This window comes from Vibrio sp. SSH13-20, from assembly GCF_040104475.1.
GTDB classification, from domain to species: Bacteria; Pseudomonadota; Gammaproteobacteria; order Enterobacterales; family Vibrionaceae; genus Vibrio; species Vibrio harveyi.
Window position 1 is genome coordinate 258,812 of record NZ_JBECOU010000006.1, and the last position, 23,555, is coordinate 282,366.

Sequence of the window (23,555 nt, forward strand, 5' to 3'; positions counted from 1 at the left end):
GATATCAGTAAGAAAAAGCCCCATTTCAGCTAAAATGAGGCTCGGTAAATCAGGTCGTTATGATGGATTCGTTGCGGTCTGTGAGCCTTGTTTGAAAACAAAACGCCAAATGAAAAGAACCATGGCTATGTAAGCTAGACCAACGCCAAGCGCTTGCCAGTGCATGCCGTTATACATCGCGATTGGCATCAAAGATATGATGAAGATGTCAGTGATTGAGCCTGGGACATAAGCGATGGCGTAATCATCAAGTACCTTGCTACGCATCTTTGGATCGACAATACGCAGTAGGGCAATACCCATTGCAACCGTACCCGTCAGCCAACCCCAAGAGAAGATGCCTTTTTCAAACCAATCGTCTCCCATGATGCGTGGAGCCACCCAAAAGATTAACCAAAGTGTGAAACATACGCCGCCAAGAGCTAGTACTACCATAGGCATTAAGTATTGGGCCAAGACGGTAATCTTGATTGCAGAGATACCGAAGATAATCAAATAATCGGTGCTGATGCCCGCTGCATGTTTGAACGCGCCATCACAAAGGTAACGTGACGCTTTGGTCTGCTTTGCGACAATTCGAACCAACATACCGCCAAGGAACCCGGTTACAAACGTTGGGATCTGCACCTTATCGTGGAAGGAAGATAAATAGTTAGCAGCAACATAGGAGAACGTCGTTACTACAACCACCAATGCGGCGTGAATCGCAAAAGAATCAACCGACAGGGAAGACATAGTGTCTTTCATTACCGGTTCTTGATCATCAGGCTTAACAAGACCTTTTCGCTCGTGCTCGTCCATGCTGTCGAATGTGGTAAAGCTACGAATCCAACCCAGCTTCAATGCGAATTGCAGCATGAGCATGCCTACTGAAATTGAGATGAAGATACCCACGGTTGCGAAGGTTAAACCTAGTGTGAAGCCATCTTCCCAACCAAGCCCCGTGAATATTTCGCCAACAACAGAAGCTGAACCGTGACCGCCCATAAAGCCTGCAGACATTGTCACGCCAAAGGCTGGATTAATCTCTGGCCAGAAGAAGGTAGTGATCGCGAGACCAAACATTGCTGCAAATAACCACTGTGAAACAGAAGCGATTTGGTTGAATGCCCACAATGAGCCAGCGCGCTGTGCGACGGTCTTAGGTGATGGGACATCAGTTGCCAGACCTAACGCAGAAAAAAGTGCAGCAGTTAATAGGCTTGCGTTAGCGGTAAATGTATCGGTCCACGGCAGTATGTTTAGCAGGGCTGGTCCAAAAATCAGACCGAATAATCCCGCGAGAACCGCCGATGGAATGTACATACGTTGTAGTAGTGGCGTGTGAACGCGAATGACTTTTGCCAAAATCAATAGTAAGCCAGCAATGGCTAAGTCAGTCAGCATTAGACCTTTAGGCATTTTATCCTCCAGTAAATGCAGTCAAGGGGTAGCGTCCTTGTGACCAACCTTGATTGAAAAATCGCTCCCAACGAAAAAAGTCACATACGTGACCAAAAGTGTTGAGAAATCAATGTCGTTTTCATAAGCAAAGGAATGTGCTTATGCAGTTTGAAATGAGTGCAAATGTCGTGATTACGCACGAACTTGGAGAGAAATTAGATTAAATTCTCGATGTTATTTTGATAGTTCACTCAGGAAAGGCGGCAATCCTAGTCACTTTGTCAGGGCAATGCAATTGATGGGAATCAATAAATTATGTTCATCAAATGAGCGTTCTGTGCTAACAGTATGAAAAATAAAGATAATTAATGAGAAATAATATTTGTCATATCGACAATAAAAACTAATTGCTTGGTTAAATTACAGCCGTTTTGTCTGTTTGTATTATTGGCTCACATGAGAAAGAACAAAATCGACGAAGGTGCGATTTTTAAGGGAAAGCTGTTTTGAACGGTAAAGCAGGTGGATCGGCTTTGGCTTGGGAATGTGTGAATGGAGAATTTCTACCAACGCGCCAGACTGGATTTCTTGTTCAACTAAAATCTTTGGTTGTAGAAGAACACCAGAGCCTTTTAACGCGGCAAACTTAAGCACATCACCATTATTAGACGTTAATCGGGTGTTGCTGTTTCCAAAGGTATTAGATGGCATGTTCACCACCTGTTGGCTTTCCCCTTGGTGGTACTGAAATCCCAAACAATGATGATGTTCAAGGTCATCAAGCGATTGGATAGGGGCATGCAGCTTAAGATAAGAGGGTGAGGCGCAGTAAGTCATGTCGTATTCCCCGAGTTTTCTTGCAACTAACGATGAATCGACCAACTCACCAATACGAATAATCACGTCTGCTTCGCTTCGATATGGGTCAATCAAACTGTTATCCAACATTAACTCAACGTTCAGTTCGGGAAATTCAGCTAAGAAGTCAGCCACGATGGGCGCAATCACCTTTTTACCATAGGTAACTGGGCAGTTAACTTTTACTGTTCCAGTTGGGCGGTTGATCAGCGTCTGGATTAGGTTCTCTGCGTTGGTGATGTCTTCAATAATGCGGTGGCACTCTTGATAGTAGAGTCTGCCAGCTTCGGTCAAGGACTGTTTGCGCGTGGTGCGATGAATCAGCTGCGTACCTAAGCTTTGCTCAAGAAAGCTCATGTGTTTGCCAACCATGGTCGGTGAAATATCAAAGTGGTGTGCGGCGTTACGAAAGCTGCCATGTTCGACCACGTAAGCGAAAACCTTCATGCTTGTTAATTTATCCATTACACACCCAGAGTTGATAAAGAAATAACTAAAGCAGAGTTTATCAATCATATGAGGTTAATTACAGTGGACGTATGATTAAGAGTGGAGAAAGAGATCCATCATGAGCAAGACGATTTTTGTTACCGCCGAACTGAAAATGAATGCCGATAAGCCAAGACAACAAGTGGTTGAGACCATTGAACAATTTTGCCTTGATATGCAGAGCGAAGCTGGGTGTTTGCAAGCGAATGCGACCTACGATTCGAAAGACCCACTGCGTGTGATTCTTTGGGAGCGATATGAAAACCGCGCCGCGATTGAAGCGCATTTTGCTATGCCGCATACACAAGCGTTCATTGCAGCTGAAATGGCAGAGTTAGTCCAAGCATTCGAAACTCAAGCGCAATAGGAGACGTGAACATGAAATGGGGCATTTTAGGCACAAGCTTTATCTCAGGTGTCATGGCAGAGGCAATCCAAGGCGATGACAAGAGTAAGCTCTACGCAGTTGCTGGACGTTCGGAACGGAACTTGAATGCATTTGCTGAGCAATATGGCATCGAGAATACCTTCACCGATTACGATGCGTTGATTGCCGATGAACAAGTCGACATTATTTACATCGCACTGCCAAATCACCTTCATCATGACTTTATCGTCAAAGCGGCAGAGCAGGGTAAAGCGATTCTTTGTGAGAAGTCACTTTCGGTAGATATGGAAAAAACTGAGCTGGCTCTAAAGGCAGTCGAATCGCACAAGGTATTCTTTGCTGAAGGCTTGATGTACTTGCATCACCCGTTGATCAGCGAGTTACTTTCGGTGCTTAAATCGGGAGAGATCGGTGAACTTCGCTCCATCCATACTTCTTATATTGCGTCGATTGCGCAGTTTGTTAATCCAGACAGCAAAGGTGCTTTGTATAATTTAGGTTGCTACCCAATATCATTGGTGCACTTGGTGGTGAAAACCATGTTGGGTGAACAAGCCTTTGGAAACCGCTCTATGACGGCGATTGGTCGACGAGGTAACGATGGGAATATCTGTGAATCGAGCTTGATGATGCAATTCGGTGAGCTACAAACGGCGAGCGTGCATACCGCCGAAGATCACGGATTGAAACACCAATTCACCATTCTGGGTAGCAAAGGCTGTATTACGTTAGACTCGAACCCATGGCTACCAACGCAAGATAACCAGTTTAGTGTGGAAATTTACGAGACGTCGAAGCGTGAAGTGTTTGTACCGGCAACTGGGGACGCTTTCTTCTATCAAGTGCGCACTATTCGCCAAGCGGTTGAGGAGGGGCGTACCTCGTTAGAAAATCCTTGTGCAACATGGGAAGACTCTCACCGCATTATGCAGCTACTGACTGAGTGGGAATCACTGGCTTCAAAGTAAGTCTGTACTTGAACCAATGAACATAAAAACGGCGCACTAAATCCAATGATCAGTGCGCCGTTTGTATTTTGGGTTTAATCTCGGTTAAATGCGATTATCGCCGGTGCTGAACGCAATAACTTGGCTGATTTCAGACAGGCTTCTACCACTTTCTTGTTGCCATTGCACAAACGCTTTGTTGGTGGCGTCGAGCGACTTTTTAGTGTCTTTGCCACCTTCAATGATCTTGCAATTACGCAGGTAAGCCTCGACGTCGCTAGACAAGATAAAGGTATCAACGCCCATTTGGCGAAGTGTGTAAGGACCGGTATTTCCACCTAGGCGATTACCGTGTTTCTTCAAATATGCCCATAGGTCGGTGATTTTCTCTTGCGGCCAATCGGCAACCATTTTGCCAAACGAGCCGTATTCGACTTTTGCTTCGTGGATCATACGAGCATTAGCAGGGATCGACATGACTTTAGTGAGATGGCGAATGATGCGTTTGTCGGTTGCTTTGGTTTCCCATTGCTCGTCTGACAGCATTAACAAGGGCTCAATCTTAAATCCGAAGAATACTTCTTCGAAGTTCGGCCACTTGTTGCGAACCACGCTCCACGAAATCCCACTTTGGAATACCTTCATCGAAAAAGCGGCCAGCCAACGGTCATCGGGAATCGCTGCCAATTCTTCTTTGCTTAGTGGATGAGACAAAAGCGCTTCAAGTTGATCTTCACCACCTTTACGCTCAGTAGCGCGCTGATAAATCGCGTCAAATTTTTCGATACTCATAAAAGAAGTTAGTCCTAGTTTATGTCGATATTTGCGAAACATACTACGCTTAAGTGGCTGAATCGTAAATTGATGGAGTGTCACAAATGAAGAAGGTCACATTAACGTTTGTCGGAGAAGGTTCGGATCGTATTGCGGAAAAATTCTATGCGTGGATGACGGACGGTGGGTTGGAAGACAGCATGATTGAGAATTTATCTGACCGTGAAATCTCAGTGGTCGGCATCAGTGATATGGATAATGAAACGCGTGATGTGGTAATCAATACGGAAATGAACTAACGAACCGCTTTTCGTCAGCAATTGGAATCAGATAAAACAAAGCCCTTCTCATGAAGGGCTTTGTTGCGCTTATAAGCGTGAGAGCTTAGTTGTTTACCAGCGTCAGACCGCTTGGGAGTGCATCACCAAAGATACGCTTCGATTCGCTCTCAGATAGCTCTTTGACTTCTTCAACCAGTGATACCCAAGATTCAGGCACCTTACTTTGCTTCAACTTAGCCAGTACCTGCTCACGGTAATCGTCTGAGATATCGAATAGGCGGTCGCCCGTCTTACGACAAATCATCACGGCTGCGAAAGCGATCATTGGCTCTTTCTGCCAGTTCTGCTCTAATAGCTTAGGCAACCATTGTTCCGCTTGTTCACGAGGAATTACGTTATGCTGGCTGCCATACAAAGGCGTACGCGATGCCAAACGACCCATTGCCCACCAGTGCGCTTGTTCGAATTGGTTATGGTTGGTGGCTTTGCTCAAGAACCACGTAGCCAATAGAACTTTGTCTTCGACTTCTAGGTGTTCAAGCGATGCCGCTAATCGAACCATGGATTCATAACCCATGTCTTGCGCTGCTTTGGCGGATTGTGGGTTTTTCATCGCGCCAGGGTGTAGGTATTTCGCGATGTCCGCCAAGATGGTCTCTTGCTGCTCTTGGCTTAAACCACCTGCGATGCGACGCCAGAATACCCACCAGTCAGTCCAACCTTGATGGTTTTTGAACTGAATGTTTTGTTGGTATAGACCCCAAACTTGCTCAATGCGCCATGAATCGGTTGGATCGCCAAAGCCCGGACGCAACGCAAAGCCTGCCAAACGAAGCCAGTTTTTCTCGTGTTGTTCAGAACGGCGACGACGCTTACGACCTTGTGCAAAGGTATCGAACAGTTGACGTAGGGTCGTGAAATCCCATTCATCACGTTTGCCCAGTTTCTTCTCAAGATCTTTGGCTAAGGTTTTGATCTCTTTGCTTTCTGCGCTTTTCTTGTTACCGCTGTAAAGGCGAGCGATCAGCTCCTTACATTCGTTTAGTTTAGGGTGAAGCTTAACTTGCTCGCTGTCGTCGGTTTGCTTGTTACGGACTTCGAACTCCAGCTCCCAACGTTTGCTGTCATCTTCTGCGCTGACACATTCCATCTTAAGCGTGCCGACTTCGGTCAACTGACACGCCAGTTGCACTTCTACGCGCTCTTTCTGGTTGGCTTGCAGTTCGGCACCTTCACCCTCAAGAGTAGTGATATAAGGCGGCAGAGGAGCAAATAAGTCGGGATCAACGTCAACCATCACACCGTTTTGAATGGCAGTGTTATTGGTTAAGGTGTCGTGGGTAGAAGTCAGCAGGTTAAAGCGAACAGGTTCACCTAGGGTAAGCGAGAAACGACGACCACTTAAGCGGATCTCGTGTCCTTCTTCTGTACCTTTTGCAAGCAAACAGAGCGCTTTGCCCATCTTGTTCTTCTCTTGAAGGTGCAAGAAGTAAGAACGCGCTGCACCACCACCTATTTTTAGCTGTGCACCACGACGTGCTTTACCAAACGCAACAGCACCTAGTGCAACAGACCAATCTGGATGTGGGTTATCTAATACCGTAACCGGAGCGCCTCGCCAATCGGACAGTAGGGTAGTGACTCGCTCAGTCACAAGTTCACTATTGAACACACCACCGTTAAGTAGCAAACCGACTGGAATGGCATTTTGTTTGTCGTCTTCAATGCCAAGAGCGGCACGAGCAACTTGTTGGTGCTGAGTTAAGAACTCGGCTACGTGTTTGCTCACCGCTGGGTCAGCAACGTATGGAAGACCAAACTCGACAACCGCGCTGCGACGTTTGTCTGGTACTTCACTGAAATCAGAAAGCGGGAAGAAGCCATCCAAAGCGATTTGGTGCACTTCTTGTTTGCTCAGTCCAATACTCTTTGTTCCGCCAAGAAGTTTCGAGCCGCTGCCCAGCATGGTGATTTTTACTTCTTCAGGTGCACTCGCTGAAAGTAGGTTTTCTTTCGCCTTGCGAGTTTGCTGAATCAGCTTAGTCAGACTTGCAGCAGTGAGCTTCTTGCTTTGTTCCCCTTTATTTTGAGAAAGGCGGCTCTCTGCAAGGTGTGCTAATGCTAAGTCGAGGTTATCACCACCTAGCATTAAGTGCTCGCCAACACCAATACGATCAAGGGCTAGTTCATCTTGAGAAGAGAAACTGGCTTCAATCAAGCTCAAGTCGGTAGTACCACCGCCCACATCACACACCAGAATCAGCGGTAACTCTTTGAGTTCATCAGCTGCGGTTTGCTGGTGGCGTGCGTACCAGTCGTAACATACGGCTTGTGGTTCTTCGAGCAGGACGATTTTCTTTAAACCTGCCAACCCAGCGGCTTCAAGCGTGAGCTTACGAGCGGTTTCATCGAACGATGCAGGAACGGTCACAACCACATCTTGGTCTTCTAGCTTATTGCTAGGGTGACGGTAGTTCCATGCTTGGCGAATGTGGTTGAGGTAGCTTGCGCTGGCAATGACGGGAGAGACTTTGTCCACGTCTTGCGCGCCAGCCCAAGGAAGAATGTCTGAACTGCGATCCACTGCTTGGTGTGATAGCCAGCTTTTAGCACTGGATACCTGACGTCCTTCCACCTTAGCGCCTAATTCACGAGCCCATTCACCCACGATCACATTACTAATGTCGCCAGATACAGGTTCGTTTTCCCAAGGAAGTGTCAGGTCAGAAGGGGATATTTGACCAACCGCAGGGTGATAGCGGAAAGAGGGCAGTAATGGTTTACGAACCACTTCACCCGGACCAATCAATTGGTCGATGTCGAATAGGGATACTTCGGATTGTTCAAGGTTGTCGGTGATTTCACAGTACGCCACCACAGTGTTTGTGGTGCCAAGGTCAATACCAACAAGAAAACGAGGAGATGCCATACAAACCTTCGTGTATTTAAAAACGGCACCCGATTGGATGCCGTTTGATTTCTATTTATTCTTCTTCGTTTGAGTTGCTTTTCGCGTCTTCGCGCACATCGAACTCAACATGCCATTTTTGACCGTTATCAGCGGCAATGGCTTCTAAGTAAAGCGTACCAAGCTCTGTGACGCGAGAGGCTAGGGTTACTGGAACCACTTCACCTTCACGACGACCTTCAGATACAGGCAGCGTTACTTGGATTTCTGGAAGCTCTTCAAGCTCTTCTGGTGCCCAGTAGTCTAGGTGAGTACCTGCTAGGTCATCACGACGAACGGTTGAGCCGAAGAATTGGAAGTTAACCGGTTGACCAATGATCAAACCAAACTCTTGGCTTGGTACGTCAACGCTTGAACCTTCTTCCATACCAAATGGTGCAACACAAAGTGCTTCCATTGGAGGCGCCATGCCCGGAATCGCTGGCATCGCACTTTCGATACCCACGTAGTACGCCGAAGCAATACCACCACGGATACGAACGCCCTGACCACGACGCACAGAGCCGTAGTAAGCCGCACCGCTAGCAACCGCAAGGTCTAGATCCACACCTGTTAGGCGCTTCGCCATTTCTGCATCTGCTTCAATTAGCCATTCGTTGATCGTGTCTTCTAGACGAGTTGCTAGAAGTTTCGATTTCAGAACACCACCGTTGAATAGGATTGCGGTTGGCTTGATGAAGTCAGCCGATTGCGCTGCATCCGCACCTGGCATACCAGGCATGTTAGCGAATGGGTTGAAATCTTGAGCCGCTGCTTCGCCGCCATTTCCTGACGCAGAAAGAGCATTGGCTTGCTTAGACAAGAACGCTGCAATGTGACGAGTAATGCCTGCATCTTGTGCGTAAGGCAGACCCATTTGCGTTAGTGCACCACGGTTACGTTGAACAGGGTGATCAGTAATCGCAACTTGAGGGAAGAAGCCGTCAACCAGTGTTTGTTGTACTTCTTCTTGAGTCAGTTCTGTTTTCAGCGTTGCGCCAAGCAGTTTAGAACCACGGCTTGGTACTACGATTGGCACTGACTGAAGCTCACTGTCGTTCAATAACGCTTCTTTCGCGTCACGACATGCGTGTGTCATTGCCTGAACTTGCCATGGCTGTAGCTCTTTGCCTTCTTGCGCTAGCTTCATCTTCAAGCGGTAAGCAAGTGCAAGATCCATGTTGTCACCGCCAAGTAGGATGTGTTCACCTACCGCGATACGGTTAAGAGTTAGGTTGCCCTCATCTTCAGTTACTTCAACCAAAGAAAGGTCAGTCGTACCACCACCGATATCGACCACAAGCACGATGTCGCCAACTTCAACTTCATCGCGCCATTTGTCGTCGCTGTTATCAATCCAGTTGTAAAGCGCAGCTTGTGGCTCTTCTAGAAGTGTTAGGTGCACGAAACCAACGTTGCGTGCTGCTTCTGCAGTTAGATCGCGAGCAGCAGGATCGAAAGAAGCAGGGACCGTAATAGTCACGTCTTGATCAGCAAGGTTGTGATTTGGATTGGTGTGATTCCAAGCGTCTTTTAGGTGCTCTAGGTAAAGCTCTGTCGCACGAAGAGGGGATACTTTTTCCACTTCTTCTGGGCTACCTGCTGGTAAGAAGGCATCACGACGATTCACACCAGCGTGGCAAAGCCAAGATTTCGCACTTGCAACAAGACGAATTGGTGTTTTTGAACCTAGGTTACGTGCAATCGCACCAACCAGAGCTTTTGGCTCGCTCGACCATGGAAGTACGCGTGATTGCGGGCTCATTTCGTGCTCGTGCGGCTGGTAAAGGAAAGAGCCTAATTGGCTACGAGTCTCTACCGTGCCCGGCGCAGTCAACTGCGGGATAGGCATTACTTCAACGCGAGCGTCTTCGTTGTGTGTATCAACAAAAGACATGACACAGTGTGTTGTACCTAAGTCGATACCAACACTGAATTTTGGCGTCTGTTGAGTTTCAACAGACGCTTCTTGAGAATGGTTTTCTTGGTTCATGTGTTCCATTACAGCTCAACCTCAGCTGGAGCGATCACAGATGCATCGTAGTTCTCAGCCAGTTTAGGCAACGTCATTGATGTTGCTTTCCAACCTTTGTGAACTAGCGTGCCGTTGAATGGCGCGCTGCCTGTTACGTTGCCGGTTAGGCGGATTTCTTGTGGGTTGAAGCCTTCTTCAACCGTAATGCGAGTTTCTTCGTCTTCGTTACGAACGTGCGCTAGCGTCACGTAGTCGTTCAGTACTTTCTGACCGCCAGTGTGGATTACGCGAGCGGCTGCGCCGACTTCTTCATCAGAGAATGACGTTAGGTCTTCTTTTAAGAAGTCAATTAGGCGAGCTTCTTGTTGCATGATAGAAAGCAGCTGCATTGCAGAGTCCGTTGATGCTGTTGCAAGTTTTGATTCAACTTCTACAACGCGCTCTACGACTTTCTCTACTTCCACTACTTTTTCTACTTCAACGATCTTCTCAACTGGCTTCTCAACCTCGACGATTTTCTCGACTGGTTTTTCTACCACTTTCTCAATCACTTTAGATTTACGAGATACTGCGATCAGAAGAAGCAAAACGCTCGAAGCCGCTAGACCTGCGTGAAGCATATCGAACGTTTGAGGAATTAGGTTCAAATCAATGTTCATGACATTTTTCTCTTTCTATTGATTTATTGGCGCTTAGTATTGGCTCACACATGTTTACTAAAGAGATCGGCTTTGCGACCTGCACCAAGTTTAGACATTAAAATGATGGTGGATGGTAGCATATTCAAGGCTTAAGACTGTAATAATTCGTGAATATACCGCATGATTAGCATGAAAAATCAACGATTAGATGGGGACGCAAACGTTGTTGCTTGATGTTTACCCACATGTGGCGCAGTATTTCCATCATTATCGAAGCATGACACGCAAAAAACGTGGAACAGTAAATGACATATAGCACGGCTCAACAGAGCATTTTCAAACGGTACTCTGCTTCTATTGTAGCTTTTATTGCAGTCGTTATTGTCACTGCGGGCATGGTTGGTGTCGCTTATAAAATACAACAGCGTTACACCATGACCATTTTCGATACCCTGGCAGATCGCCAAGCGGAATCTCTTAAACTGGCAGTAGAAAACGATCTTGAGTTCATCGGCGCTGGTGCAAACTTTTTCCATTCCGTTGATAAGTCATACTGGACACAATTTCCTTACTACGCAAAACAAGTCGTCGAAAGTTCACAGAGCTTGGTTGGCTTGCAATGGATGCAACGTGTTGAACCAAGTGAGCTCGAGGTCTATTTGGCGAAAACTCGTCAAATTTTCCCTGATTTTGACATCTTTACAGTACCGAAAGATGGTGAGAAGACGTTTGGTTACATCTTGAAAGACCAAGCTCCTGCATACATAGCGACTGATATTTATCCAAGAACTGAAACTAACTTGTCTTTGCTTGGCTTTTATTCTTCACGTTTGCGTTTCGAACTGATCCTAGATGACATTATTACCCATGATCGAGCCAATATTTCAGACAAAGTCCGATTGCTTCAAGACGGATACGACAAGTCATTAGAGAAAAGTGGTCTGTTGGTTTACCACCCGGTATTTAGCTATGACAAACACGAGCTACTTGGTGTCGTTGTTGGGGTAGTGCGCAGTACTGTCTATTTTGATCAATTGATTACCAAAACCGCGACGGAATTGGATATGTCTGTAAAAGTTGAAGACAAGGGCTTTGATGCTTACGACGACCCTCTATTGTTCAAAAGCTCAAACTGGGATGAGCTGCATGGCAAAGTCATTAGTCGCACGATTCAACTGCCAAATCGCGAATGGCGTGTTGAGTTTAAGCTGTCTGAATCCGTTTCGGCGTGGGAGCGTTCTGTCCTTTATGGAACCGGTATTGCGGGTTTAGTCATTGCTATCTTGATCAGCTATATCGTCAATCTTCAATCACGTGAAAAAGAACGTCTTGCGGTGATGCTTGATAACAAAACGGTTGAGCTAAAACGCATGGCGGAGTTGGATCCATTGACCCAATTGCTTAACCGACGCGTATTTAACGATAACTTACTGCACTACATCAATAGTGGCGTTGAGTTTTCTTTAGTGGGTTTCGATATTGACCGCTTTAAAGTGATTAACGATAAGTACGGTCATTTAGCCGGAGATGAAGCGTTATTGCACGTAACCAAGCTTGTGAATGCTAACTTGCTCGATGGTGATCGTTTCTACCGAGCAGGTGGCGATGAGTTCTGCATTTTATCTAGAGTGACGGACAAGGAAGAACTAGCCGCCTATCTGGAGAAGTTACGAGGTATTGTCGCAAGCTCGCCATTTGAATATGAAAGTACACCAATCATTTGTTCTTTGAGCATTGGCGCTGCGGTACATAACAACGAAGATCCTGAGAGCTTATTCCATAAAATGGACGTGCAGCTTTACCAAAGTAAGAAAAATGGTCGAAACTCTGTATCGATCGGCGATTAATTCAGCGAGCAAATTCGAGTTTTGAGATTCGTTACGGTAGAATCTCACGCTTTCAAATTTACGTTAGGAATCAAGACAAACTATGAACCATAACCGTATCGTCTGCTTCGATTTAGAAATGTGCTGCTGGAATGAAAACGGCGTGGGTCGTACAGGCGAGATCATTGAAGTTGGTTTGGCGGAAATAGATTTGTCGAAAGGTGAAATCGTTAAGCGCGCGCAATACTACGTGAAACCTGAGCATGATGAAGTGTCCCTGTTTTGTGCAGAGTTAACTGGCATCACACCACGTAAGATTGAAAAGCAAGGTCGACCATTAGAAGAAGTGCTTAAGTCGATGCTAAAGAACTTTGGTGGTCGTAATAAGATCTATGCTTCATGGGGGCGCGATGACCTTATCTTGCTTGAAGAATGCCAACAAAAGGGCATTGACGCGCCATTTACCGAGTTCATCAACTTAGCGACGTTGTACCGAATCCAAAACCGTCTTAAAGATAAGCGCATTGGTCATAAAGCGGCGCAAGAAGCAAAAGGCATTGAGTGGGAAGGTCGCCAGCACTCGGGCTATGTTGACGCTTACAACTTGGCGAAACTAGCACTGACCATGCTATAAGTTTCTGTTTTCATAAATCTTTCATTGGATTTCAGTCTGCTCGTCATAAGCCAGTACTAAGTTAGTTTTAAATAACAACAATGTTGGCTAGTCTCTTGCGGAGATGACGATGTTTGATTCGGCCTAATCCAGACTAGAGACACAAAAAACGCGCTCATGTAGCGCGTTTTTTATTGGTTCTTACTGTTTATGGAGACTGGGCTTCACTGAGATTGCAATTTCGCTCGAATAAAATCGCTGTGGTCTACATAGAGCAGCTCCGCTGTTTTGCGAATTACGGCATCTTCCAATGGGTCAATTTCACCGTCAGCGTACGCCACTTCCCACATACTCTTGATCAGTTCATAGCGGGTTTCTTGTGAAAGCTCACGCAGTTGGGACGTAAAGTCATAAAGGGAAGTCGACTCACTCGATCTGTTTTGAGCCTGATTCAGTAGGGTGTCGGTCTCTTCTTCTGTTAGGGAAAGCAATTTCATGATCAAAGAGCGTTTGGTTGCTTGCTCTCTTTCATCGATTTGATGGTCCGCACCAGCTACTTCACAAAGCAAACATGCTATCGCCATATTGGGTGACAGTGTGTTGGATTGGCTAAGGTCCGAGCCTTCTATAAGTTGTTTAAATAATGAAGTAAGCGAATTAAACATGTTGAGCACCAAGCTGTTATCTATTTATTTAAGATGGTAATGGTTTGAGCAAATCTCAAGGTCTTGATTGAATTTGATCAAGATCTCATACGATTGAGATGACATTTTTGCTCAATACAGTATTTGACCGCCAAAAAGCGGATTTATTCCTCAACCTTTGTAGGCGGGAAATGTATTGAATCACCTTCACCAGTTAAAATACTGATATTGCATGGCTTTCCGTCCTCATCCAATCTCAGCTCGCCAATTGCACTTTGGTTCACTAATCGGTAAAAATTGTGGTTACTTGGCGCACGCTTAAAAATCTTCAAACGCTTACGTTTGGTGAAGAAGTTTAGCGGTGAACGGGGGCTATAAAGCAAACGGTCCATGGCATCACACGCTGTCAGCAGTTGCGCTGGGAACTGGTTCTTAATCCCACTACACGTGATTTGATAGATATTTGGACTATTGCGACGGAAACGCAACTTGATGTCATAAGCGAAAGAGTAGTGCACATCACCAGACAGAATGACAAAGTTAGTCGGGGTTTTGGTGTGAGTGAAAATACTGATCAAGGTATTCGCACTGCCTGGATGCGCCATCCAGTTTTCTGCGTCAATCAGCAACGGCTGACCAAAACTGGTCATGATGCGTTGCAATGTTTCAATAAACTTCACACCAAACATGGGTGCGGCAGAGACGATGATCACTTTGTCTTGATGCATCAGCTCTTGTTGGAACTCAATCAAGGCTTCCCAATCCATCAAACCCGATGGTTTATTCATGCGTGATTCTGAACGCCAGCGGCGAGTACGTGTATCCAAAACAACTACTTTCGGTGACGTGTGGATGGTGTAATGCCAATCTTCGAATCGATATAGGTATTGGATGAAGTCATCTTGGTACTCTGAAGTCAGTTCTTCAAAGTAACGACGAGCGTGCTCCATAAAAGGGGCGTTAAATCTTTCTGGCGCGTTACCCCAACCTTGGCACAACCAATAAGCGATCAGACTGTTGCCGATGATTCGGCGCGAGAAGAGATTTTCAGTCGCTGCTTTTTCCCAGCCAACCGTTAGGTTCCAATCGTCGGTGACGTCATGGTCATCAAAAATCATGTAGGTCGGTACGTGAGCTAGCAAACGCTGAACTTTATCTAACCCTGCGACAAATGCATCGATGTGAACCTTCTCATCGCGCCAATGTTGTTGCCATTTCGGCTCTAAAGCTTTTCCGCCGGTCGTGAATTTTCTATCCAATAAACGTTCACGATTGACTAATGTCCAAGGTACTGGAGACCAAACGAGTAGGTACATCGCAAAAAGCTCGGCAAAGCTGATGAGGTGGTTTTCACATTCGCGCGAGCTAAAAATGGGTGTGCCACGATGCGGGAAGAGCTTGGTGAGTATGCTTCCATCGTCAACATAGTGGGGAAGAATGTTATCCCTGCCATAAAAACAATCTGGGCTTTGATAAAGCTCTTGCGTGTTTTTAATTGGCGCTTGGTCGAACTCTTCTTCAGGCAAGCCTAATAATTTGACCAATTGTTCAATAGCATCAAGCATCGGACCTGCGACATGATCGGCATAGATTTGGTCGCCGCTCATGATGAGCATATCAGGGCGGTCTTCTATCGGTTGGCTAGCAACTTTTGCGTCAGCTTGGACCAAAGTGTCTTTACTAAAATGATGTGGGTTACGACATGAGCCATGCAGGACATAATCGGCTTTTTCACTGATTAGGAACTCGACACCTTGCGCTGAATCTGTGTCTTCACCGTAGACCAAGTGGGGCATCAATTCGGTCAATAAACCGGATTGAGTATGGAGTTGATAACGCAATGCTTTATGGGTAGGAAATTCGCCTTGTAACGTCAGCATGCAAACCCAAGCACGTTTGCCTACTTGCAATAGATGTTCTGCTGATACGGGCTTGGAATAGTATTGTTCACCAGTGTTCGCATCGCTGATTTCAACCAAGCCTTCGAGAGGTTGCGTGGTCACCAACCAAATATTCACTTCCGTCGCGGTAACTTTTCTTAAAATTGGACCGGCAACAACCAGAGGAAGGGATGAAAATGCGTTGGTATTGAGCGATGTTGGCAAAGTGGTACCTTACTATTCTGGATCAGTGTTCTGAGTCTTCTTCGAGTATTTCGATAACTTGTGAGCTGCTAAGTTCATGTCCCATCAGAAATAAACCTAACATTGCGTCGGCTTTTGAAGCATTGTCGCTGTCTTCATCGAGAATTTGTTGTAGGCGAGTTCGAATCAAGTCAATTTCGTGCTCAACGAAGCCGCGACCTTCTTCTTCACCCTGACCATCTTCCGGTGCATTATCGAAGTGTAAAAACAGCATATCACCATCGAGAGTGGTGTTTTCCAAGCGTTCTGGTAGCCATTCTTCACCCATCACGATATCGGGGTCGCTACCTTCCGGCAAGTTGTTGATAATGGAGATGAGTTCAGATGCTTTCACGATTAACTGCGGCTTTGATCATTGGTTTTCTATTGTATCGGTGAATCTGGCAAAAATCTAAATCTCATTGACGAGAGAAGAGAGAAATTTGACCGTTTCCCGTTTGATTGTGTGCAGAGTAATCAACTTAGCCAAAAGTGCAGTGTGTAGGAGGTTAACTTATTGCCAGTGTTAACTGGTAGGGCTTGCTCTTTGGTGTATAAAGCAAAATTTTCACAGATAGGCGGGTAAAGTCAGATATACTCTTTCTCATTCGAGACCTTCTCAAATAACAGTGACATAGAGGAACTATGAAACACGTATTAACAGTATCGCTGGCATGTTCTGGTTTATTGCTTAGTGGTGCTGCTTTAGCGGAGTCAAAAAACGCAGAGCAAGAGTGGGGGATTGCAGCGATGTACCGTACTGCTTCAATTCCATTTTATACTGCCAATGACGACTCAACAGTGAGCACGTTTGTGCCGATGATGTTCTTTGAAAACGAGCATCTCTACATTGACGGTATTGAAGGTGGGGTGTTCTTGTATGATGAGAGTGACTCCGATTGGCGTGCAAGTGCGATTATGCGCCTGCGCTTTGTAGATATCCCGAAGTCCATTCAAAATGCCTTCGAAGGGGATCGCGTCGATTTTGGTGGTCAGATTCGTTACAACTTTGACGAAAACTGGCGTGCTGAATTTGAAGTGATGGCGGATGACGAATTCCAGTTTCATTCTAACTACCGAATCGCTGCTAACTATGAGTTTGGCGATTGGGAATTAGAGCCCTCTTTTACAATTCGTTATAAAGACGCCGACTTCAACAGCTCGTACTACTCATTCAAAGATGCGACGGGAGAGAAAATTGGTGCGGGTATTGATGCTAACTTAGGTATCAAAGCACGTTACCACGTGATTTCTAACTTGTATCTCTTGGGGGAAACTAGCGTTACTCGCCTAGACAGTGAAGCATACCATAGCCAAATCGTAGAAGACCGTTACCAAGGTGAAGTCTTTGTTGGCTTTGGTTTCTTCAACGATAAAGGCAAAGAACGTAAGTCTGATTTACGAAATCGCCCATATCTAAGAGTCGCACACGGTTGGGCTACGCCTTCTAATATGGGTGACATCTTCAAACTTAATGCCGAGAAAGATGAGTACAATAACCAAATGACCTCTTTCTTCTACGGGCACCCATTGACGGATGAGTTGTTTGGCTTACCTTTGGATATTTACCTAACGCCGGGTCTTGTTCATCACTGGTCTTCTGATGTGCAATCCTCCAGTACCGAATATGTTGTGGCGATTAAGGCTTACTACACCTTCAATTGGCCGACGAAGTGGCGATTTGGTGTGGCAGAAGGTATGTCTTACATCGATAATATTACTTACATAGAAGCAACAGAAATGGAAGAGAAGGGTTATACGCCAAGTAACTTACTTAACTATTTAGATTTTTCAGTTGATGTGAACGTTGGCGACCTGTTCAACCAAAAAGATTGGGAAAACATGTGGGTGGGTTACTCATTGCATCATCGCAGTGCGATTTTCGAGAACGCTTCCCAGTTTGGTCGCATTAAAGGCGGGAGTAACTACAATACGATCTACTTCCAGTACGATTTTTAATCTCAGCTCAAAATAAATACCAAAAGCCTCATATTGACATGAGGCTTTTTTAATTTTATTAATTGGTAATTATTCTTATTCCCATTCTTCTATATTTGTATTTTTTATTTATTTAATTCAAAAATCATTTCTATATTTAATCGAATTGACATCCTTCTGACCTATTAATATTCCATTAATAAAAAAGCTCGAAATGAAATATAAGATTACGTTTAATCGTTTTTATAAATTGATGGGGGTCAAACTTATTAACCATTAAATCTACAAGGATATCGATAGTGGTAGCTCGTCATGCCTTAGTTGCTCAAGGCTTATGCGTTCTGGCTTAATTAATGGTTTTGTAGAAATGTTATTTTGATTTGCTTTGTGTATTAATCAAAATGAAATTAGATATTTTCAATGAATGCCTATTTTGAAAATACAATCTCTATGTCATTTATTTCTAATGAGTGTTCTTTCTCCACTTATAGCCATTAATTAAGCACCACTACCAAATTCAAAAACGTAATTTAGGAAAAAACCATGAGTCAAAATGGTAAGTTTAATATTACTCGGCGTGATGCTTTAAAGGGTGGTTCTGCACTTGGCGCTTTAGCGCTAGCAGGAAACGCACTTTCTCTCCCGTTTGCAACTAAAGCAGTTGCCAAAGAAACGCCAGCGAAACCAAATGAAAAAATTGTCTGGTCGGCATGTACCGTTAACTGTGGTTCGCGTTGTCCGCTTCGTATGCACGTGGTCGACGGTGAAATCAAATGGGTAGAAACCGATAACACGGGTGATGATGTGTATAACCACAACCATCAAGTTCGTGCTTGTTTGCGTGGTCGCTCTATGCGTCGCCGTGTTTACTCGCCAGACCGTTTGAAATACCCACTTCTTCGCGTTGGTAAACGTGGTGAAGGTAAGTTCAAACGTATCACTTGGGACGAAGCCTTTGACCTCATTGGTGACAATCTAAAACGTATCATTAAAGACTACGGTAATGACGCGGTTTACCTAAACTACGGTACGGGTACCTTGGGTGGTACGGTAACTAAGAGTTGGGATCCAAGCGCGACATTGGTTGCACGTATGATGAACCTCTGTGGTGGCTACCTGAACCACTATGGTGACTACTCAGCAGCGAACATTGAATGTATGTCTGAGTATTTCTACGGCACTTGGGTAGACAACAACTCGATTGACGACGTACAAAACGCAGATCTTTGTCTGATGTTTGGTAACAACCCTGCAGAAACTCGTATGTCGGGCGGTGGTCAGGTTCATAACTACGTGGACGCAAAAAACATCAGTCACACACGTACGATCTGTATCGACCCTCGTTACACCGACACTGCCGCGGGTCGTGAAGACCAATGGGTACCAATCAAGCATGGCACTGACGCTGCACTGATCGCGGCTATCGCACATGTATTGATCAGCGAAGATAAAGTCGACCAAGACTTCCTTGACCGTTACTGTGTGGGTTACGACCGCAAAACACTGCCAGCGTCAGCGCCAGAAAACGGCAGCTACAAAGATTACATCATGGGCACAGGTCCAGATGGTATCGAGAAAACACCAGAGTGGGCACAGCCAATCACAGGTATTCCTGCTGATGTGATTTTGAAACTTGCGCGTGAAATCGGCGATGCAAAACGCATTTACATCACCCAAGGCTGGGGTCTACAACGCTCAGCAAATGGTGAGCAAGCGTGTAAAGCGATCATGATGCTGTCTCTGCTTCGTGGTCAGGTTGGTCTACAAGGTGGTGGTACTGGTGCTCGTGAGGGTAACCATTCTTACCCATTCCAACGCTTCCCGAAAGTGCCAAACCCGATCAGCGCTTCTATCCCAATGTTCCTTTGGACAGACGCGATTTTCCGTGGTACTGAGATGACCGATCTTACTGACGGCATTAAAGGCGTTCAACAGCTACAAAATAACATCAAGTTCATCTGGAACTATGCAGGTAACTGTCTGATTAACCAACACTCAGACATCAACCGCACACACGACATTCTTCAAGATGAAAAAGCGTGTGAAATGATTGTCGTGATCGACAACCACATGACGTCTTCTGCGAAGTATGCTGATATCGTACTGCCAGACTGTACAACGTCAGAGCAATCGGATTTCTGTATGGATGGTGCGGCAGCTTCAATGCCTTACTTCATCTTTGCAAGCCAAGCGATTCAACCTCGTTTCGAATGCAAACCTATCTACGACATCATGTCTGGTGTGGCGAAGCGCATGGGCGTGTTTGATGAATTTACTGAAGGTCGCACTCAAGAAGAGTGGCTTAAGTGGATGTACGCTCAGACCGTTAAACAAAACAACGATCCAAACCTGCCGTCTTACGATGAGATGAGAAAGCAGGGTATCTACAAGAAACAGTTCGATCGTCCACATGTGGCGTTTGAAGACTTCCGTCGTGACCCAGAAGCAAATCCGTTGCCTTCACCGTCAGGTAAGATTGAGATCTACTCAGAGACCCTCGCGAAGATCAACGAAGAATGGGAACTGGACGAAGATGAATCCATCAAGCCATTGCCTGAATACGTATCGACGTTCAACGGCTGGGATTCACCAGATCGTAAAGAGTTCCCACTCCAGCTAACGGGTTTCCACTACAAAGCTCGTGCGCACTCTACGTACGGTAACGTGGACATCCTAAAAGCAGCGGCACCACAGGAACTTTGGATTAACCCGATTGATGCAGCGTCACGCAACATCGATAACGGTGACTTGGTTAGCGTGCGCAGCAAGTTCGGTGAAATGAACGTTCGTGTAAAAGTAACCCCACGCATCATGCCGCATGTGGTTGGCTTAGGTGAGGGCGCATGGTACGCACCAAACGCAAAAGGTGTTGACCAAGCGGGTTCAATCAACGTGCTGACAACACAACGTCCAAGCCCGTTGGCAAAATCGAACCCGAGCCATACCAACCTCGTTGAAGTGACGCTAATTAAGAAAATGGGGGCTAAATAATGAGCACAGCGAAGCAGTATGGCTTTTACATTGATTCAAGCAAATGTACTGGCTGCAAAACATGTCAGCTCTCTTGTAAAGACAACAAAGATCTGGGTATCGACCGCAACTTCCGTCGTGTTTACGAATACGTAGGCGGCAACTGGACGGAAGAAAACGGCGCGTTCCGTCAAAACGTGTTTGCGTACTACCTATCGATCTCTTGTAACCATTGTACTAACCCAGCGTGTACCAAGGTTTGTCCATCAGGTGCAATGCACAAGCGTGAAGAAGATGGCTTTGTTGTTGTCGATGAAAGCGTGTGTATCGGCTGTAAATCTTGTCACATGGCATGCCCATACGGCGCACCTCAATACAGCGAAGAAAAAGGTCACATGACTAAGTGTGATGGCTGTTACGAACGTGTTGCAGAAGGTCTAATGCCAGTGTGTGTTGATAGCTGTCCATTGCGTGCGATTGAGTTTGGTCCAATTGATGAGCTACGCGCGAAATACGGTTCAAACGCGGATGTGGCACCATTGCCAGATTCTCGCATTACGAGCCCGAACCTGATCGTGAAGCTAAATCCAAATGGTCGTCCAACCAATGACCGCACTGGTTTCCTACAGAATCCAAGAGAGGTGAAATAATGTTATACGAAGCACCATTAGTTGCCTTTACGGTTCTTGCTCAAACAGCGGTTGGCGCGCACCTAACGGTTAATGCGTTCGAGAAATTCGGTAAGCCACCACGTGTGACAGAACCTCGTATGAACATCGCTCGTTTCGCAATTTTGGTTGTAATGGGATTGGGTTTCTTGTTCTCAACCACTCACTTGGGTAGCCCACTTCGTGCCTTCAATGCATTAAACCGTGTTGGTAGTGCGGCGCTATCTAACGAGATCTTAACGGGTGCAAGCTTTCTGTCTCTAGCGGGTTTGTACTGGTTGCTAACGATTCTAAAAATCGGTAGCGAAGGCGTGCGTAAAATCGTGAACTGGTTGTCTATCGCGGTTGGCGTGATTTTCATGTTCGCGATGGCGAATGTTTACCAAATCGAAACGGTACCAGCATGGTACTCACCAATGACCACGGTTGCGTTTTGGTTCACGGTCGTGACTTCGGGTCTGATGTTTGGTTACACGCTGATCAACGTATTGGACGTGACGGCTGAGAAAACCAATCGTCGCCTAATGTGGGCTGGTGTGAGCTTGATTGCGCTGAACCTAGCGTTCTCAGTAATGCAGACCATTTACTTTGCAGGTATCTCAACGGCGATTCACAGTGGCTTGGATCAAATCACCATGCTATCTGGCTATGTTGCTGGTCATGTTTTGTTGCTTGTGGTTGCTGCTGCTCTTTGGGTATTCGCTGAGTTGTTTACCGCAGAAGGTCGTCAGAAGAACTTGCTGGTTATCGTGGCATTCGTTGCATTGTTCGTTGCAGAGATTCTAGGTCGTAACGTGTTCTACGGCATGCACTTTACATCTGGTTTGTACTGATAGCCGTTATTTGTGCTGATAACCATTATTTGTACTGATAACAATTAGCAGAGTGGGGCGAGTGTTCGTCCCACCTCTTTTCCGTTTTACTTAATCGAAGAATAAAAACACCAGTCATCAAAGGTACTTCATGCAAATTTCTCAACTTGAACCACAAGATACCAGCATCGTTCTTAAGCTGTTTGGTGCACTGTTTTACTACCAACCAAAAGATTACCCAGCGGCGAATCTCGATACGTTGCTAAGCAATACTGATACATCAATTGAAGCGCTTAATGACATGCTACGCAGCTTTCAAAACGAGAGCGAAGAGGCACTGCAAATGGAGCACGATCGCATGTTTGCCGGTATTGGTGAGATGCCAGCGCCACCTTGGGGTTCGGCTTATCTGGATAAAGAAGCCGTGTTGTTTGGTGAATCAACCATTGAATATCGTTACTTCTTGCAGCGTTGTGGTTTTGCTTTGGAATCTGAACAACGTGAACCAGAAGACCAGATCGGATTGATGCTGATGGTGTTAGGCATGTTGATTGAAACTGATCAACAAAAACTGGCGGCTGAAATGTTGCGCGAGCACTTGATGACATGGTTTGGCTTTTTCAACAAGCGCTTCAAAAAAGCGGTGACTCTTGCGCCTTACTCAAAACTGTCGAATCTTACTGAAGAATTACTTCAATCCCTGAGTGAGCAATACCAAGTCGTTGTGCCAGCAAAGAGAGATTACTCGGATGCGCCAGTCTGAATCGGTTGATCTAAGTAAGCGACGTCTGTTTTCGTTTCGTCGTGCGCCAGTAGAGCAAGCTCAAGAGCCTCGTGTAAAAGCGAGACCGCCGTATGCGGTGGAAGAGTCGATGTTCACTCGGCTTTGTGATGGATGCGGAAAGTGTGCTTCTGCATGTCCTAGCCAAATCATAGAAATGGTTGATGGCGTTGCTGCGTTAGACATCAGCTACTCGGCATGTGATCTATGCGGTGCGTGTAAGTCGGCGTGCCCTACATTGGCGCTTTCTAACCAAACAGAGTCTACAGGCTTGATAGCCACTATCTCGAACAGCTGCGAAAACTTATACGGTTATTGCGGCAGTTGCGAGGACAGTTGCTCATATGGTGCTTTGCAATGGCAAGACGACGCCAAACCTAAAATTGACGCCGCCAAGTGCAAAGGTTGCGGACAATGCGCGCAAAGCTGCTACAACAGCATGATCAGCTTTGACTTAAAACGATAAAAAAGGGATTGGCGCAAACCAATCCCTTTTT

The 23,555-nt window shown here is 45.8% G+C and carries 20 protein-coding genes; 11 read left to right on the plus strand and 9 right to left on the minus strand.

The window, feature by feature from the left end; all coding sequences use genetic code 11:
• Nucleotides 1-57: 57 nt before the first annotated feature.
• Both ABMY42_RS18545 and ABMY42_RS18550 read right to left on the minus strand, forming a co-directional pair.
• Nucleotides 58-1,401 (minus strand): sodium/glutamate symporter, encoded by a 1,344-nt coding sequence (locus ABMY42_RS18545; RefSeq protein ID WP_069687051.1) that lies wholly within the window; start codon nucleotides 1,399-1,401, stop codon nucleotides 58-60.
• A gap of 426 nt (nucleotides 1,402-1,827) precedes the next feature.
• Nucleotides 1,828-2,706, minus strand: a complete 879-nt coding sequence (locus tag ABMY42_RS18550; RefSeq protein ID WP_029789841.1) for a LysR family transcriptional regulator — start codon at nucleotides 2,704-2,706, stop codon at nucleotides 1,828-1,830.
• 103 nt (nucleotides 2,707-2,809) lie between these two features.
• On the opposite strand from ABMY42_RS18550, the gene ABMY42_RS18555 reads away from it, so the two are divergent.
• Nucleotides 2,810-3,097, plus strand: a complete 288-nt coding sequence (locus ABMY42_RS18555) for an antibiotic biosynthesis monooxygenase (RefSeq protein WP_009698079.1) — start codon at nucleotides 2,810-2,812, stop codon at nucleotides 3,095-3,097.
• Between the two features lie 11 nt (nucleotides 3,098-3,108).
• Nucleotides 3,109-4,086: a Gfo/Idh/MocA family oxidoreductase gene (locus ABMY42_RS18560; protein ID WP_349266614.1), complete on the plus strand. Its 978-nt coding sequence runs from the start codon at nucleotides 3,109-3,111 to the stop codon at nucleotides 4,084-4,086.
• An 84-nt stretch (nucleotides 4,087-4,170) separates the two neighbouring features.
• Here the strand turns inward: ABMY42_RS18560 and ABMY42_RS18565 are convergent, their stop codons facing one another.
• Nucleotides 4,171-4,857 carry a DNA-3-methyladenine glycosylase I gene (locus ABMY42_RS18565; protein ID WP_069687052.1) on the minus strand — a complete coding sequence of 229 codons (687 nt, stop codon included), beginning with the start codon at nucleotides 4,855-4,857 and terminating at the stop codon, nucleotides 4,171-4,173.
• Between the two features lie 86 nt (nucleotides 4,858-4,943).
• On the opposite strand from ABMY42_RS18565, the gene ABMY42_RS18570 reads away from it, so the two are divergent.
• Nucleotides 4,944-5,138: a hypothetical protein gene (locus ABMY42_RS18570; protein ID WP_005377692.1), complete on the plus strand. Its 195-nt coding sequence runs from the start codon at nucleotides 4,944-4,946 to the stop codon at nucleotides 5,136-5,138.
• Between the two features lie 85 nt (nucleotides 5,139-5,223).
• Here the strand turns inward: ABMY42_RS18570 and ABMY42_RS18575 are convergent, their stop codons facing one another.
• The 3 genes from ABMY42_RS18575 to ABMY42_RS18585 are packed head-to-tail and all read right to left on the minus strand — an operon-like array spanning nucleotide 5,224 to nucleotide 10,701.
• Nucleotides 5,224-8,049 carry an Hsp70 family protein gene (locus tag ABMY42_RS18575; protein ID WP_349266615.1) on the minus strand — a complete coding sequence of 942 codons (2,826 nt, stop codon included), beginning with the start codon at nucleotides 8,047-8,049 and terminating at the stop codon, nucleotides 5,224-5,226.
• 55 nt (nucleotides 8,050-8,104) lie between these two features.
• Nucleotides 8,105-10,069: an Hsp70 family protein gene (locus ABMY42_RS18580; RefSeq protein ID WP_349266616.1), complete on the minus strand. Its 1,965-nt coding sequence runs from the start codon at nucleotides 10,067-10,069 to the stop codon at nucleotides 8,105-8,107.
• Nucleotides 10,069-10,701, minus strand: a complete 633-nt coding sequence (locus ABMY42_RS18585) for a DUF2760 domain-containing protein (RefSeq protein ID WP_005434042.1) — start codon at nucleotides 10,699-10,701, stop codon at nucleotides 10,069-10,071. The genes ABMY42_RS18580 and ABMY42_RS18585 overlap by 1 nt, the downstream gene beginning before the upstream one ends.
• A 287-nt stretch (nucleotides 10,702-10,988) precedes the next feature.
• Between ABMY42_RS18585 and ABMY42_RS18590 the strand changes: the two genes are divergently transcribed.
• Nucleotides 10,989-12,530, plus strand: a complete 1,542-nt coding sequence (locus tag ABMY42_RS18590; protein ID WP_239923779.1) for a sensor domain-containing diguanylate cyclase — start codon at nucleotides 10,989-10,991, stop codon at nucleotides 12,528-12,530.
• Nucleotides 12,531-12,612: 82 nt separating this feature from the next.
• Complete coding sequence (locus ABMY42_RS18595) at nucleotides 12,613-13,143, plus strand: 3'-5' exonuclease (protein WP_005451835.1); 531 nt, start codon at nucleotides 12,613-12,615, stop codon at nucleotides 13,141-13,143.
• A gap of 203 nt (nucleotides 13,144-13,346) precedes the next feature.
• Here ABMY42_RS18595 and ABMY42_RS18600 read toward each other — a convergent pair whose 3' ends face one another.
• The 3 genes from ABMY42_RS18600 to ABMY42_RS18610 all read right to left on the minus strand — a co-directional run bounded on the left by ABMY42_RS18600 (nucleotide 13,347) and on the right by ABMY42_RS18610 (nucleotide 16,244).
• The gene (locus ABMY42_RS18600) at nucleotides 13,347-13,787 is read right to left on the minus strand and encodes a TerB family tellurite resistance protein (RefSeq protein ID WP_005451837.1); all 441 of its coding nucleotides are present in this window, start codon (nucleotides 13,785-13,787) and stop codon (nucleotides 13,347-13,349) included.
• Between the two features lie 143 nt (nucleotides 13,788-13,930).
• Nucleotides 13,931-15,871: an alkaline phosphatase D family protein gene (locus tag ABMY42_RS18605; protein ID WP_349266617.1), complete on the minus strand. Its 1,941-nt coding sequence runs from the start codon at nucleotides 15,869-15,871 to the stop codon at nucleotides 13,931-13,933.
• Between the two features lie 22 nt (nucleotides 15,872-15,893).
• The gene (locus tag ABMY42_RS18610; protein ID WP_005451841.1) at nucleotides 15,894-16,244 is read right to left on the minus strand and encodes a hypothetical protein; all 351 of its coding nucleotides are present in this window, start codon (nucleotides 16,242-16,244) and stop codon (nucleotides 15,894-15,896) included.
• Nucleotides 16,245-16,534: 290 nt separating this feature from the next.
• Here ABMY42_RS18610 and ABMY42_RS18615 point away from each other — a divergent pair, with 290 nt between their 5' ends.
• The 6 genes from ABMY42_RS18615 to ABMY42_RS18640 all read left to right on the plus strand — a co-directional run bounded on the left by ABMY42_RS18615 (nucleotide 16,535) and on the right by ABMY42_RS18640 (nucleotide 23,524).
• The gene (locus ABMY42_RS18615; RefSeq protein WP_005451842.1) at nucleotides 16,535-17,848 is read left to right on the plus strand and encodes a MipA/OmpV family protein; all 1,314 of its coding nucleotides are present in this window, start codon (nucleotides 16,535-16,537) and stop codon (nucleotides 17,846-17,848) included.
• Nucleotides 17,849-18,370: 522 nt separating this feature from the next.
• Nucleotides 18,371-20,818 (plus strand): DmsA/YnfE/YnfF family dimethyl sulfoxide reductase, encoded by a 2,448-nt coding sequence (locus ABMY42_RS18620; RefSeq protein WP_349266618.1) that lies wholly within the window; start codon nucleotides 18,371-18,373, stop codon nucleotides 20,816-20,818.
• Nucleotides 20,818-21,447, plus strand: coding sequence for a DMSO/selenate family reductase complex B subunit (locus ABMY42_RS18625; RefSeq protein ID WP_005433785.1), 630 nt, complete (start codon nucleotides 20,818-20,820; stop codon nucleotides 21,445-21,447). The genes ABMY42_RS18620 and ABMY42_RS18625 overlap by 1 nt, the downstream gene beginning before the upstream one ends.
• Nucleotides 21,447-22,298 (plus strand): DmsC/YnfH family molybdoenzyme membrane anchor subunit, encoded by an 852-nt coding sequence (locus tag ABMY42_RS18630; RefSeq protein WP_009703242.1) that lies wholly within the window; start codon nucleotides 21,447-21,449, stop codon nucleotides 22,296-22,298. Before ABMY42_RS18625 ends, ABMY42_RS18630 begins: the two co-directional genes overlap by 1 nt.
• 130 nt (nucleotides 22,299-22,428) lie before the next feature.
• Complete coding sequence (locus ABMY42_RS18635) at nucleotides 22,429-23,040, plus strand: molecular chaperone TorD family protein (protein WP_349266619.1); 612 nt, start codon at nucleotides 22,429-22,431, stop codon at nucleotides 23,038-23,040.
• On the plus strand, nucleotides 23,027-23,524 hold the full coding sequence (locus ABMY42_RS18640; protein ID WP_038889418.1) for a 4Fe-4S binding protein: 498 nt from the start codon (nucleotides 23,027-23,029) through the stop codon (nucleotides 23,522-23,524). The genes ABMY42_RS18635 and ABMY42_RS18640 overlap by 14 nt, the downstream gene beginning before the upstream one ends.
• Nucleotides 23,525-23,555: the final 31 nt, after the last annotated feature.

What these genes read in the sequence shown, in the direction of transcription:
- ABMY42_RS18555 (WP_009698079.1), top strand. Translation starts at nt 2,810, where the DNA reads ATGAGCAAGACGATTTTTGTTACCGCCGAACTGAAAATGAATGCCGAT.
- ABMY42_RS18635 (WP_349266619.1), top strand. Translation starts at nt 22,429, where the DNA reads ATGCAAATTTCTCAACTTGAACCACAAGATACCAGCATCGTTCTTAAG.
- ABMY42_RS18570 (WP_005377692.1), top strand. Translation starts at nt 4,944, where the DNA reads ATGAAGAAGGTCACATTAACGTTTGTCGGAGAAGGTTCGGATCGTATT.
- ABMY42_RS18640 (WP_038889418.1), top strand. Translation starts at nt 23,027, where the DNA reads ATGCGCCAGTCTGAATCGGTTGATCTAAGTAAGCGACGTCTGTTTTCG.
- ABMY42_RS18620 (WP_349266618.1), top strand. Translation starts at nt 18,371, where the DNA reads ATGAGTCAAAATGGTAAGTTTAATATTACTCGGCGTGATGCTTTAAAG.
- ABMY42_RS18600 (WP_005451837.1), bottom strand. Translation starts at nt 13,787, where the DNA reads ATGTTTAATTCGCTTACTTCATTATTTAAACAACTTATAGAAGGCTCG.
- ABMY42_RS18575 (WP_349266615.1), bottom strand. Translation starts at nt 8,049, where the DNA reads ATGGCATCTCCTCGTTTTCTTGTTGGTATTGACCTTGGCACCACAAAC.
- ABMY42_RS18615 (WP_005451842.1), top strand. Translation starts at nt 16,535, where the DNA reads ATGAAACACGTATTAACAGTATCGCTGGCATGTTCTGGTTTATTGCTT.
- ABMY42_RS18545 (WP_069687051.1), bottom strand. Translation starts at nt 1,401, where the DNA reads ATGCCTAAAGGTCTAATGCTGACTGACTTAGCCATTGCTGGCTTACTA.
- ABMY42_RS18625 (WP_005433785.1), top strand. Translation starts at nt 20,818, where the DNA reads ATGAGCACAGCGAAGCAGTATGGCTTTTACATTGATTCAAGCAAATGT.
- ABMY42_RS18590 (WP_239923779.1), top strand. Translation starts at nt 10,989, where the DNA reads ATGACATATAGCACGGCTCAACAGAGCATTTTCAAACGGTACTCTGCT.
- ABMY42_RS18630 (WP_009703242.1), top strand. Translation starts at nt 21,447, where the DNA reads ATGTTATACGAAGCACCATTAGTTGCCTTTACGGTTCTTGCTCAAACA.
- ABMY42_RS18585 (WP_005434042.1), bottom strand. Translation starts at nt 10,701, where the DNA reads ATGAACATTGATTTGAACCTAATTCCTCAAACGTTCGATATGCTTCAC.
- ABMY42_RS18550 (WP_029789841.1), bottom strand. Translation starts at nt 2,706, where the DNA reads ATGGATAAATTAACAAGCATGAAGGTTTTCGCTTACGTGGTCGAACAT.
- ABMY42_RS18560 (WP_349266614.1), top strand. Translation starts at nt 3,109, where the DNA reads ATGAAATGGGGCATTTTAGGCACAAGCTTTATCTCAGGTGTCATGGCA.
- ABMY42_RS18580 (WP_349266616.1), bottom strand. Translation starts at nt 10,069, where the DNA reads ATGGAACACATGAACCAAGAAAACCATTCTCAAGAAGCGTCTGTTGAA.
- ABMY42_RS18595 (WP_005451835.1), top strand. Translation starts at nt 12,613, where the DNA reads ATGAACCATAACCGTATCGTCTGCTTCGATTTAGAAATGTGCTGCTGG.
- ABMY42_RS18565 (WP_069687052.1), bottom strand. Translation starts at nt 4,857, where the DNA reads ATGAGTATCGAAAAATTTGACGCGATTTATCAGCGCGCTACTGAGCGT.